Raw genomic sequence first — 11,630 nt, 5'->3', positions numbered from 1 at the left:
GGCTCGTCGTGCGCCGGCGCGGCGGGCGCGTGGTCGTCGTGACCGTGCCCGGCGTCATGGCCGTGTTCGTCGTGCGGCTTGTTCTCGTCGCTCATATTGACCCTGTCCCCCAGCCGCTGCCCGCGGTCTTTCAGCGGCAGAAGCGGTATAACGTGATTAAGCCATCGGCAAGGCTTCGATCACCACGAAGGCGAGTGCGTACGGGTGTTCGTCGCTCAGCGTCAGGTGTATCCGCGCTTCGTGACCGGCGGGCGTCAGTCGGGCCAGGTGCTCCGCGGCGTGGCCGGTGAGGGCCATCGTCGGCTGGCCGGACGGCAGGTTCACCACCCCCATGTCGCGCCAGTAGACGTCTTTGCGCACGCCGGTGCCCAGCGCCTTGGCGCAGGCCTCCTTGGCCGAGAACCGCTTGGCGTAGCTCCAGGCCGGGTCCGGCTTGCGGTCCGACCGGGTCCGCTCCAGGTCGGTGAAGCAGCGCCGCGTGAAGCGCTCGCCGAACCGGTCGATCGAGGCCTGGATGCGCCGGATATCCGTCAGGTCCGCGCCGACGCCGATGATCACGACGCGGCGTCCATCGCCGCGCGCATCCGGTGAATGGCCGTGGTCAGGCCCACGAAGACGGCCTCGCCGATCAGGAAATGACCGATGTTGAGCTCGCGGACCTCGGGGATGGCCAGCATGTCGGCGGCGGTCTCATAGTCCAGCCCGTGGCCGGCGTGCACCTCGAGGCCAAGATCCGCGGCGCGGCTGGCGGCGGCCTGGAGACGCGCGAACTCCACCGCCCGTTCATCACCGGACAGGAGGCAGTAGCGGCCGGTGTGGAACTCGACGACCTGGGCGCCCACGGCCCGGGCCGCCTCGACCTGCTCCAGCGCCGGCTCGATGAACAGCGACACGCGCACGCCGGCGTCGGCCAGCGCCTTCGTCACCGGAGCGATGCGCCCTTCGTGACCGGCGACGGCCAGACCGCCCTCGGTCGTCACCTCCTCGCGCCGCTCGGGCACCAGACAGGCGGCATGCGGGCGGTGACGCAGGGCGATGGTCAGCATCTCGTCGGTGACCGCCATTTCGAGGTTCAGCGGGCGCCCGGCGACGGCGCAGAGCTCGCTCAGCGCCTCGATGTCGGTGTCGGTGATGTGGCGCCGGTCCTCGCGCAGGTGGGCGGTGATGCCGTCGGCGCCGGCCGCCAGCGCCTCCCGCGCTGCGCGCGCCGGGTCCGGATGCGACCCGCCGCGGGCGTTCCGGACCGTGGCCACATGGTCGATGTTGATCCCCAGACGCACCGGCGAAACCATCGTCGCTCTCCTATTTGGCCAGCCGGCGGCTGCCCGGGTCCTCGACCGGCAGCGCGGCCAGTTCGGGGGGCAGGGCGTCGGCGGGGTATGCGGGCACGTCCAGCGTCGCCAGGGCCACCAGCGGCACGCCGACGTCAGCCCGGCCGCCGGAGCGGTCGACGATGCAGGCGGCGGCCACGACGTCGCCGCCCGCCGCCCGGATGGCCGCGATGCATTCGCGCGAGCTCAGGCCGGTGGTGACGATGTCCTCGACCATGACCACCTTCTGGCCCGGCTCGACGTGGAAGCCGCGGCGCAGTTTGAAGGCGCCGCCCTCGCGTTCGACGTACATCGACGGCACGCCCAGCCAGCGGGCGGTCTCATAGCCGGGGATGATGCCGCCGACCGCCGGCGAAATGGCCACATCGACCGGGCCGACCGCCGCCGTGATCTTCTCCGCCAGCGCCTTGCACAGCCGGGCGCAGCGCGCCGCGTCCATGAACACCAGGTTCTTCTGCAGAAAGACCGGGCTGTGCAGGCCCGAGGACAGCACGAAATGCCCCTCGCGCAGGGCGCCGGCGTCGCGGAATTCGGAGAGAACGTCGTCTGAGGTCATGGCCGTTCCCTAACCCGTTCGCGGGCCGGATAGAAGGCTCAGGCGCCGATGGCGCAGCCGGGACGGAGGCCGCGGCGCAGCAGCTCGCTCCACACCCCCTCGGCGTCGTCGGCGTAGCCCACCAGGTCCACGTCCGTCGGGGCGATCATGCCGTGCTTCGCCAGCACCTCGAAATTGATCACCGAGCTCCAGTAGGCCCGGTCGAACAGAACGATGGGAATGGCCGGGGACTTGCGGGTCTGGCGCAGGGTAAGCAGTTCGAACAGTTCGTCGAAGGTGCCGAAGCCGCCGGGGAACACCACCAGGGCGTTGGCGCGCATGGCCAGGTGCATCTTGCGCATGGCGAAATAGTGGAAGCGGAAGGTCAGTTCGGGCGTCGACCAGGGGTTGGGCTCCTGCTCTTCCGGCAGGGTGATGTTGAAGCCGACCGACGGGGCCCCGATGTCGGCGGCGCCGCGATTGGCCGCGCCCATGATCCCCGGGCCTCCCCCGGTGGCGATGACATTGTCGCGCGGATGACCGTCGGCTCCGTGCATCGCCCCGCCCCGTTCAGAGGCCAGGCGGCCGAAGGCGCGGGCCTCGGCGTACCAGCGCCCGTGCTGGCCGTCGCCGTTCTCGCCGATGCGGGCGCTGCCGAACACCACGATGGTCGAGCGGACGCCCCAGGCGCGCAGCGCCTGCTCGGCCTTGGCGTACTCCATCATGAAGCGCACGCCGCGCATGGAGTCGTCGAGAATGAAATCCGGGTCCAGCGCCGCCAGCCGGTAGGACGGCGAGGCCATCTGCGCCGCGTTGGGCGCGTCTTCGCCTTCAGCGCTCACCCGCGCGCCCGCTCGACAGTGTCGACCGAGGGATTGGTGCGCAGGGCCGCCATGATGGCGGTGGCGTGTTTGGCGTCCTCGACCTCCATGTCGATGTCGACGTCGAAGAAGTCCTGCTGCCGGTGGCTCATGACCAGGTTCAGGATGTTGCCGCCGGCCTCGCCGATGATGGTCGCCACCTGCCCCAGAACGCCGGGCGCGTTCCTGATGGTGGCGCGGATACGGGCGGCCGCGACGGCCCCCTGCTCGGCCTGCGGCGTCCACTGCAGGTCCTGCCAGACCGAGTCGTCGTCGGCGAACTCCTCCAGCCGCTGGCAGTCGATGGTGTGCACGGTCAGGCCCGCCTCGGGCTCGAGGATGCCGACGATGCGGTCGCCGGGCACGGGCGAGCAGCAGTGGCCGAAATGCACGCTGACGCCGGGCGTCAGTCCGCCGCCGCGCACGAACAGCCGGCCCTGCTCGTCGCCGATGCGCTTGCGGTCCGGTCCGGCCTTGAGCCGCCCCTTCAGGGCCGGGAACAGGATCTCGCCGATCTTGGCCGCCGACACCCGCCCTCGTCCGATGGCCTCGTACAGGTCGTCGTCGTTGGCGAAGCCCAGTTGCTCCAGCGCCGGGCGCAGCGTCAGCTCGACGTCGGTCTTGCCCGCGCGCGTCAGGGTCTGCTCCAGGGTGGCGCGTCCCAGCTTCTGGAACTCGCCGCGCTCGGAGGTGCGGATATGGCGGCGGATGGCCGAGCGGGCCCGGCCGGTCACCGTCAGCGAACGCCAGTCGACCGGAATCTCGCGCTTGGCGCCGCGGATGATCTCGACCACGTCGCCGTTCTGGAGCTGGGTCCGCATCGGCTTGAGTTCGCCGTTGATCTTGGCCCCGACCGCCGTATCCCCGACCTCGGTGTGGACGGCGTAGGCGAAGTCCAGCGGCATCCCGCCGCGCGGCAGGGTGATCAGCGCCCCCTTGGGCGTGAAGACGAAGACCTGGTCGAGATACATCTCGAGCTTGGCGTGCTCGACCCAGTCCTCGCCGCCCTCGCCGTGTTCGATCACCTGCACGAGGTGGCGCAGGTTCTGCAGCGGATCGCGCCCGCCCTGGGCGGCCATGGCCTCGTGGTCGAAGCCGTAGGCCATGTTCTTGTAGGCCCAGTGAGCCGCCACCCCGTCCTCGGCCACCCGATCCATGGCGTCGGTGCGGATCTGCATCTCGATGCGCAGCCCCGACGGCCCGACCACGGTGGTGTGCAGCGAGCGGTAGTTGTTCGACTTGGGCGTCGAGATGAAGTCCTTGAACCGCTCCGGCACCATCGGCCAGGCGCGGTGGATCACCCCCAGGGCGCGGTAGCAGTCGTCCTCGGCCTCGACGATGACCCGGAAGCCGTAGATGTCCGACAGGGACGAGAAGCCCACGGACTTGCGCTGCAGCTTGCGCCAGATCGAATAGGGCGTCTTCTGGCGCCCGAACACATGGGCGTGGACGCCCGCCTCCTCCAGCACCCGCTCGACCTCGCGGGCGACGCCGTCGATGGCCTGGCCGTGCTCCAGCTTCAGCGCCTCCAGCCGGCGCTCGATGGCGGTCCGGGCGGTCGGGTTCAGGTGCTCGAAGGCCAGCTCCTCCAGCTCGGACGCGATCGAGTGGATGCCGATCGACCGGCCCAGCGGGGCGTAGACCTCCAGGGTCTCGCGGCTGATCCGCTCGCGCTTCTCGGGCCGGACGTGCTTCAGCGTCCGCATGTTGTGCAGACGGTCGGCCAGCTTGACCAGCAGGACGCGGACGTCCTTGGAGATGGCGAGAATGAATTTGCGCAGGTTCTCGGCCTGGCGCGTGTGTTCGGCCTGCAGCTCCAGCCGCGACAGCTTGGTGACCCCCTCGACCAGCGAGGCGACCTCCTCGCCGAACATGCCGGCGATGTCGTCGCGGGTCGCCGAGGTGTCCTCGACCACGTCGTGCAGCAGGGCGGTGACGATGGTGGCGGTGTCGAGCCGGTAGTCGGTCAGGATGCCGGCAACCTGGATCGGATGGGCGAAATAGGGATCGCCCGAGGCCCGCAGCTGCGAGCCGTGCATCTTCATCGCATAGACGTAGGCGCGGTTCAGCAGCGCCTCGTCGGCGGTCGGATCATAGGCCTTGACCGCCTCGACCAGCTCGAATTGCCGCAGCACCGGGGCCTTGGTCGGCTCCGAGGCGTCGACCGGAGGACGATCATCCTCCGGGTCGTTGAGATTGGCGGCGTTCAGAGGCGGCGCGGGCTGCGAAGTCCGCGCCGGCAGGATGGTGATACCTTTGGCGGGTTCAGCCGTCAGTACCGCTCCTCCTGCCCGCCGTCGCGGTCGCTTTGCAGCGCGCGGATCAGCTCGGCTTCCGCCATGTTCATGTGCTGCGGCTCGGCCAGCAGGGCGACGACCTCGGCCTCGTCCTCGGCTTCGGTACGCTCGTCGACACGCTGCAGCGTGACGATGATGGCCTCTTCCAGCTCGGCCGGGGCGACGGTGTCGTCGGCCAGTTCGCGCAGGGCCACGACCGGGTTCTTGTCGTTGTCGCGATCGATCGTCAGCGGCGCGCCGTTGGCGATGGAGCGGGCGCGGTGCCCGGCCAGGAGAACCAGACCAAAACGGTTCGGCACCTTCTCGATGCAGTCTTCGACAGTGACGCGGGCCATGAATATCCTCGAGCGCGGGGGAGAACCGCACAAAATATAGGGTTGGACGCCATTGTGCAACGCCGCATGGGCGGGAATGAGGCGATCAGCGCGCCGGGGCCGCGTCTCGCCCGATCGGCGCCGCGTGCGCGAGGTCAGCCGCGCGGCCCCCGCCCGGATGCTCCCACGTCGGCGCGATCTCCGCCAGCGGGCCCATGACGAACTTCCGGTCCGCCGCCCGGGGGTGCGGCAGGATCAGGCCGTCGAGGTCGCCGCTCAGGCGGCCATAGGCGATCAGATCGAGGTCCAGCGTGCGCGGCGCGTTCCGCGCGTCCCGGCGGCGGCCGAACGCCTCCTCGATCCGGCCCAGGGCCGCCATCAGAGCATGCGGATCGTGGGCGGTGCGGACGATGACCACGCCGTTCAGGAACGGCGGATCGTCCGGATCGGGCCAGGCCCTGGAGCGCCACCACGACGAGCGCAGCAGCACGTCGATCCCCTCGGAGCGGAAGCGGGCCAGCGCCGCCTCCAGCGCCTCGCGGCAATCCCGCCACGCCCCCTTGTCATTGCAGCCCAGCGCGACGATGACGGCTGCGTCCAGGTCGAGGTCGCCGTCCATTTCCACGGAGACCGGGACGTCCATATTGTCGGAACTGATTTCCATGACGCCTTGTCCAACCGAGCGCATCGCCCTGTTCATCGACGGGGCCAATCTGTATTCAACCGCCAAGGCGCTGAATGCGGACCTCGACTTCAGCAAGCTGCTGGATAGGTATCGCGCGAACGGCGTTCTGGTTCGCGCCTATTATTTCACCGCCGTGATCGAGGGCGAGGAATTCTCGCCGATCAAGCCGCTGGTCGACTGGCTCGACTACAACGGCTTCAGCGTGGTGACCAAGCCGGTCAAGCGCTTTACCGACGCCCAGGGCCATTCGCGGACCAAGGGCAATATGGACATCGAGATCGCCGTCGAGATGCTGGAGCTGGCCCCGCACGTCGATCACATGGTGCTGTTCAGCGGCGACGGCGATTTCCGCCGGCTCGTGCAGGCCGTCCAGGCGAAGGGGGTGCGGGTCACCGTGGTCTCGACGATGAAGACCCAGCCGCCGCAGATCGCCGATGAGCTGCGGCGCCAGGCGGACGCCTTCGTCGAACTGCAGGACCTGCTGCCGGAGATCGGACGGCCGCGGACGGCCGGCGCCGCCCCGAACAGCCGGGTATTCGATCAATGACGGTCTCGCCGCCCGAGGCGCCGCGCGACTGCCCGCTCTGTCCCCGTCTGGTCGAGTATCGGCTCGAAAACGCGCGTCAGAACCCGGGCTGGTGGAACGGCGCCGCGCCCTCCTTCGGCGATCCGGAGGCCCGGCTGCTGGTCGCGGGCCTGGCCCCCGGCCGAACCGGGGCCAATCGGACCGGGCGGCCGTTCACCGGCGATCACGCGGGCTGGCTGCTGTACGACACGCTGCTGAAGACCGGCTTCGCGCGCGGGACCTATGACCCGAACGGCGAGGACGACCTGGAGCTGGTCGACTGCATGATCACCAATGCGGTGCGTTGCGCGCCGCCCGGCAACAAGCCCCTGCCGGTCGAGGAGGCGACCTGCCGGCCGTTTCTGCAGTCGCGGCTGACCGCCCTGCCCCGGCTGAGGGTCATCCTGACGCTCGGCGACGTGTCGCGCCGCAATGTGCTGAAGGCCCTGGGCCGGCCGGCCAGCGCCATGCCGGCGGGCCATGGCGCCCAGGCCGGGATCGGCCCCTATGTGCTGCTGAACAGCTACCACTGCTCCCGCCTCAACACGAACACCGGACGCCTGACGGCCGGGATGTTCGAGGATGTCTTCCGCCGGGCCCGCGCGCTCATCGAATCGTGATCGAACATCGGTCGCCCAGGAGGCGACTGTGGTTCCCGCGCCACGCGAATCAGCGGTCGTCGGGTGTAGCCTCCAACCTCCAGGAACGGCGTCGCCGAACCCGCGTTTGAATCCGCGGGACCTGGGAGGTTGTGATGAGCAGGACGAGGACAAGCGCTTTCAGTCGCCAGGAGCGGAAGGCGGCCATGTGGGCGCTGTTGGCGGCGGCCGTGATCGCGGCGGCGGCCATGATGATCCAGCAGTTGACCGGGCCGTCGTTGGGCCCGTGGGGCGCGGAACAGGCGACGGTATCGATGCCGGACGTGCTCGACGCCCAGCCGATCGCCTCGACCCTCTAGCCGCGTTCCTTCATCAGCCGCGCCTTGTCGCGCTGCCAGTCGCGCTGGGCCGTGGCCTCGCGCTTGTCGTGCAGCTTCTTGCCCTTGGCCAGGGCGATCTCCAGCTTCGCCTTGCCCGCCTCGTTCAGGTACAGCTTGACCGGAATGATGGTCTGGCCGTCGCGCTGGACCGCGCCGATCAGCTTGTCGATCTGCTTGCGGTGCAGCAGCAGCTTCCGGTGCCGGCGCGGCTCGTGATTGAAGCGGTTGGCCTGTTTGTAGGGCGGGATGTCGGCGTTCACGAGCACGATCTCGCGCCCCTCCACCGCCGCATAGCTCTCGGCGATATTGGCCCGGCCGTCGCGCAGCGCCTTGATCTCGGTGCCGAGCAGCTGGATGCCGGCCTCGATGTAGTCCTCGAGGAAATAGTCGAATTTCGCCCGGCGGTTCTCGGCGATGATCTTGGTCTTGGGTTTCTCGGCGGCCATTCCGGCCCTCCTACACGCTCCGCTCGCCCCCGCGAAGCCGTCGCCGGGGCCTACGTCCGATTCTGACGCAACTGGCTGCTATGCTCCCCGCCATGTTCCGCAGGTCCTGTCATGGTCGACATCCCGCTTCAGCAGCGGACGGATCGAACGGTTCGGACGGTTCGGACGGTTCGGACGGTGTTTTCGGGTTCCACCCGGGTTTAAATACCCGCCTCGGCCATGGCCCGGTCGATGGCCGGCTTCACGGCGTCGGCGGTCGGGGCCAGCGGCAGGCGCACCTCCTCGGTGCACAGGCCCAGACGCGCCAGGGCGTATTTGGCCGGCGACGGCGAGTTGTCGAGGAACAGCCCCTTGTGCAGGCCGATCAACCGGTCCTGCCAGTCGCGCGCCGCGGCGTAGTCGCCGGCGGCGGCGGCCTCGTGCAGCGCCACCATGGCCTCCGGCGCGACATTGGAGGTCACCGAGATCACCCCGACCCCGCCCTGGGCGTGGTAGCCGAGATAGCTGGGGTCGTCGCCCGAGATCAGGTCGAACTGCGGGGCGCGGATATTGGCCCGCATCCAGCTGACCCGGGCCAGATCGCCCGTCGCGTCCTTGATGCCGACGATGTTCGGATGGGCCGCCAGCCGCGCCACGGTCTCATTGGCCAGGTCCACGCCCGTCCGCCCGGGCACATTGTACAGCAACACCGGCAGCTGGACCGCCTCGGCGATGGCCTCGAAATGCGCCGCCATCCCGGCCTGGGAGGGCCGGTTGTAATAGGGGGTGACGACCAGGGCCCCGTCGGCGCCCACGGTCTTGGCGTGGCGGACCAGTTCGATCGACTTGTCGGTCGCCGAGGAGCCCGCGCCGGCGATCACGCGGACGCGGCCCGCGGCTGCTTCCACGCACAGTTCGACGACCCGCTTGTGCTCGTCCAGATGCAGGGAGGCGCTCTCGCCGGTCGTGCCCATCGGGACGACGCCGTGAACTCCGGCCGCGATCTGGCGTTCCAGCAGCGTCCTGAAGGCGGTTTCGTCCACCTTTCCGTCACGAAGTGGTGTGATCAGGGCGGTGATCACGCCCTTGAACAAGGGGGCGGTCATTGAAACGATGGTCCTGCGTGGGAACGGGGCGACGCGCCCCGAAGCGAAGCGTTGGAGGTTAGGTTGCCGGCGACGCCGCCGCAACTCTCGGAAAATGGGAATAGGACACGGCATGATTGCTACCAGCCTCGCGGCCGCCCTGGCTCTGCTCGCCCCCGCGCCCGAATCGCTGGTTCCGCAGGCCACGCCCTATTCGGCCGTCGCGCCGCAGGGGACGCAGGCGCGGACGCTGAACGATCAGGACACCGCCCTCTTCCGCCAGGGGCTGGAGCAGGCCCGGGCCCGGGACGTGGTCGGCACGCGCGACACGGCGGCCCGGATCGGCGACCCGGTCGCCCGCAAGCTGGTCGAATGGGCCCTGCTCGACACCTCGGCCCCGCAACTGCCGTACAGCGATCTCGCCGTCGCCCAGACGGCCTTCGCCGGCTGGCCCCGGGGCGAAAGCCGCCGTGAAGCCGCCGAGCGCGCGCTGGATCTGGCCTACGCCGGGCCGGACGCGGCCATGGCCCTGTTCGCCCGGTCGGCGCCGACCACGGCCGAGGGCGCCATCGCCCTGGCCGACGCCCTGGAACAGCGCGGCCGCCGCGACGAGGCCCGCGCCCTGATCACCGACTGGTGGCGCAATCGCTCGTTCGAAGAGGCGCTCCAGACCCGCATCCTGACCCGCTGGGGCGGCTGGCTGACCCAGGCCGATCACGAGGCGCGGCTGAACATGCTGCTGCTCGGTCCGCACGGGCCGGCGACGCGGGCGATGAGCCAGATGGTCTCGCCCGAGCGCCGGGCGGTGGCCGAGGCGGCGATGGCGCTGCGCACCGCCTACAGCCCCGACGCCGTTGTCGCAGGACTGAGCCCGTCGCAGGCGATGGACCCGGCCGTGGCGCTGGAGCGAGTGCGCATCCTGCGCTCGCAGAGCCGCCAGTCCGAAGGCTTCGCCCTGCTCGCCGCCCTGCCCCCGGCGCCGTCGCACACCGAGGGGCAGAACACCCTGTGGAGCGAGCGCCGCAACTATTTCCTCGACGCCCTCGAGCGCCGCAACTGGCAGGCCGCCTATGACTCCATGGCCGGCCACGGCTTTCCCTCGGGCGAGCGCAAGGTCGACGCCGAATTCTTCGCCGGCTGGGTCGCCCTGACCAAGCTCAACGATCCCGCCCGCGCCGCCAATCACTTCGAGATCCTGCGCCAGTCGTCCTCGACGCCGATCACCCAGGGCCGGGCCATGTACTGGCTGGGTCGGGCGGCGGAGGCGCAAGGCAATACGCCGGCGGCGGTCGAATTCTATCGCGACGGCGCGCAGCACATCCAGAGCTTCTACGGCCAGCTCGCCGCCGAGAAGGCCGGCATCACCACCCTGACCCTGCCCGGCGATCCCGCGCCGAGCGCGGGCGAGCGCGCCGCCTTCGAGGCCAATGAGGTGGTCCGCGCCCTGCGCATCCTCGGCGAGACCGGCGAGGCCAGCCTGTTCCGGGTCTTCGCCTACCAGCTGGACGACGACCTGCCCGGCGCGTCCGAACTCGCCCTGTTGATGGACCTGTCGTGCGGCTATGGCGAAGGCTTCACCGCCATGATGGTCGGCCGCGCGGCCAGCCAGCGCGGCTTCATGATGCCCGAGCGCCAGTATCCGATCCGGATTCCGCCCCAGGTCGCCGGCGCCGCGCCGCTCGAGTTCACCCTCGCCATTACCCGACAGGAGTCGAGCTTCGACCCGCGCGCCCGCTCCGGCGCCGACGCCCGCGGCATGATGCAGTTCCTGCCCTCGACTGGAGCCATGGTCGCGCGCCAGCTGGGCATGCCCTTCTCGGCCGAACGCCTGTGGGATCCGGACTACAACATGACGCTGGGCAGCTATCACCTCGGCGACCTGACCAACCGCTTCGGCGGCTCGATGCTGCTGACCACGGTCGGCTACAACGCCGGCCCGGCCCGCCCCCCGCAATGGATCGCCCGTTGCGGCGACCCGCGCGGCGGCCAGGTCGATCCGGTCGACTTCATCGAATGCGCGCCCTTCACCGAGACGCGCAACTACATGATGCGGGTGATGGAGAACATGTCGATCTACAAGGCCCGGCTGAACGGCGGATCGGCGCCCCTGACCCTGTCCGACGACCTGCGCCGCGGCGCTGCGGCGGGACCGCGCCCCTACGAGTGAACCGGCGCCGGCCCCCGCCGGGCCGACAGCAGCGGTCCGTCCGGTCCTTCGATCCAGTCGGCCGACAGGCCGAAAACCCGCCGGAGGATGTCGGGCGTCAGGGCCGCCAGCGGCCGCCGGTCCGCCGCGACCGCCCCCCGGTCCAGCACCACCACCCGGTCGGCGTACCGCGCCGCCAGCGGCAGGTCGTGCAGGCTGGCCAGCACCGCCTGTCCGGCGTCGGCCCGTGCTCGCAGCCGCTCCAGCACCATCAACTGGGCTTCCGGATCGAGCCCGGCGATCGGCTCGTCGACCAGCAAGGCCGCGGCGTCCGTCGCCAGGGCGCGCGCCAGCAGCACGCGTGCGCGCTCGCCCCCGGACATCTCGGCTACGCCGCGATCCGCCAGA

Annotated in this window: 14 protein-coding genes; 4 read left to right on the top strand and 10 right to left on the bottom strand. The window is 70.1% G+C overall.

What is annotated here, in order from left to right:
* Positions 1–156: 156 nt before the first annotated feature.
* The 7 genes from acpS to folK all read right to left on the bottom strand — a co-directional run bounded on the left by acpS (position 157) and on the right by folK (position 6,001).
* Positions 157–558 (bottom strand): holo-ACP synthase, encoded by a 402-nt coding sequence (gene acpS / locus RDU12_RS06410; protein WP_300293608.1) that lies wholly within the window; start codon positions 556–558, stop codon positions 157–159.
* Positions 555–1,292: a pyridoxine 5'-phosphate synthase gene (locus tag RDU12_RS06405; protein WP_308684299.1), complete on the bottom strand. Its 738-nt coding sequence runs from the start codon at positions 1,290–1,292 to the stop codon at positions 555–557. The genes acpS and RDU12_RS06405 overlap by 4 nt, the downstream gene beginning before the upstream one ends.
* Before the next feature lie 10 nt (positions 1,293–1,302).
* The gene (pyrE, locus tag RDU12_RS06400) at positions 1,303–1,887 is read right to left on the bottom strand and encodes an orotate phosphoribosyltransferase (RefSeq protein ID WP_308684298.1); all 585 of its coding nucleotides are present in this window, start codon (positions 1,885–1,887) and stop codon (positions 1,303–1,305) included.
* Between the two features lie 38 nt (positions 1,888–1,925).
* Positions 1,926–2,669 carry an LOG family protein gene (locus tag RDU12_RS06395; RefSeq protein WP_300292040.1) on the bottom strand — a complete coding sequence of 248 codons (744 nt, stop codon included), beginning with the start codon at positions 2,667–2,669 and terminating at the stop codon, positions 1,926–1,928.
* A gap of 35 nt (positions 2,670–2,704) precedes the next feature.
* Positions 2,705–4,861, bottom strand: a complete 2,157-nt coding sequence (locus RDU12_RS06390) for a bifunctional (p)ppGpp synthetase/guanosine-3',5'-bis(diphosphate) 3'-pyrophosphohydrolase (protein WP_300292038.1) — start codon at positions 4,859–4,861, stop codon at positions 2,705–2,707.
* 137 nt (positions 4,862–4,998) lie between these two features.
* On the bottom strand, positions 4,999–5,358 hold the full coding sequence (rpoZ, locus tag RDU12_RS06385) for a DNA-directed RNA polymerase subunit omega (protein ID WP_300292042.1): 360 nt from the start codon (positions 5,356–5,358) through the stop codon (positions 4,999–5,001).
* Between the two features lie 85 nt (positions 5,359–5,443).
* Positions 5,444–6,001: a 2-amino-4-hydroxy-6-hydroxymethyldihydropteridine diphosphokinase gene (gene folK, locus RDU12_RS06380; protein WP_308684297.1), complete on the bottom strand. Its 558-nt coding sequence runs from the start codon at positions 5,999–6,001 to the stop codon at positions 5,444–5,446.
* On the opposite strand from folK, the gene RDU12_RS06375 reads away from it, so the two are divergent.
* The 3 genes from RDU12_RS06375 (at position 6,000) to RDU12_RS06365 (ending at position 7,545) form a co-directional block, all read left to right on the top strand.
* The gene (locus RDU12_RS06375; protein WP_300291979.1) at positions 6,000–6,569 is read left to right on the top strand and encodes an NYN domain-containing protein; all 570 of its coding nucleotides are present in this window, start codon (positions 6,000–6,002) and stop codon (positions 6,567–6,569) included. The two genes, folK and RDU12_RS06375, sit on opposite strands and share 2 nt — an antisense overlap.
* Positions 6,566–7,207: a uracil-DNA glycosylase gene (locus RDU12_RS06370; RefSeq protein ID WP_300291981.1), complete on the top strand. Its 642-nt coding sequence runs from the start codon at positions 6,566–6,568 to the stop codon at positions 7,205–7,207. Before RDU12_RS06375 ends, RDU12_RS06370 begins: the two co-directional genes overlap by 4 nt.
* A gap of 185 nt (positions 7,208–7,392) precedes the next feature.
* Positions 7,393–7,545, top strand: a complete 153-nt coding sequence (locus RDU12_RS06365; protein ID WP_300291984.1) for a hypothetical protein — start codon at positions 7,393–7,395, stop codon at positions 7,543–7,545.
* Here the strand turns inward: RDU12_RS06365 and smpB are convergent.
* Together smpB and dapA are read right to left on the bottom strand one after the other, a co-directional pair.
* The gene (gene smpB / locus RDU12_RS06360) at positions 7,542–8,012 is read right to left on the bottom strand and encodes an SsrA-binding protein SmpB (protein ID WP_300291986.1); all 471 of its coding nucleotides are present in this window, start codon (positions 8,010–8,012) and stop codon (positions 7,542–7,544) included. The two genes, RDU12_RS06365 and smpB, sit on opposite strands and share 4 nt — an antisense overlap.
* Positions 8,013–8,212: 200 nt before the next feature.
* Positions 8,213–9,097, bottom strand: a complete 885-nt coding sequence (gene dapA / locus RDU12_RS06355) for a 4-hydroxy-tetrahydrodipicolinate synthase (RefSeq protein WP_300291988.1) — start codon at positions 9,095–9,097, stop codon at positions 8,213–8,215.
* A gap of 112 nt (positions 9,098–9,209) precedes the next feature.
* Between dapA and RDU12_RS06350 the strand changes: the two genes are divergently transcribed.
* On the top strand, positions 9,210–11,243 hold the full coding sequence (locus tag RDU12_RS06350; RefSeq protein ID WP_308684296.1) for a lytic transglycosylase domain-containing protein: 2,034 nt from the start codon (positions 9,210–9,212) through the stop codon (positions 11,241–11,243).
* On the opposite strand, the gene RDU12_RS06345 is transcribed toward RDU12_RS06350, so the two are convergent.
* On the bottom strand, positions 11,234–11,630 hold a 397-nt coding region (locus RDU12_RS06345; RefSeq protein ID WP_308684295.1), incomplete at its 5' end, for an ABC transporter ATP-binding protein. The two genes, RDU12_RS06350 and RDU12_RS06345, sit on opposite strands and share 10 nt — an antisense overlap.

The organism is Brevundimonas sp. (genome assembly GCF_031082345.1).
GTDB lineage: Bacteria > Pseudomonadota > Alphaproteobacteria > Caulobacterales > Caulobacteraceae > Brevundimonas.
The sequence above is the reverse complement of the archived record's forward strand: the minus strand, read 5'-3'. Positions and strand labels throughout refer to the sequence as shown.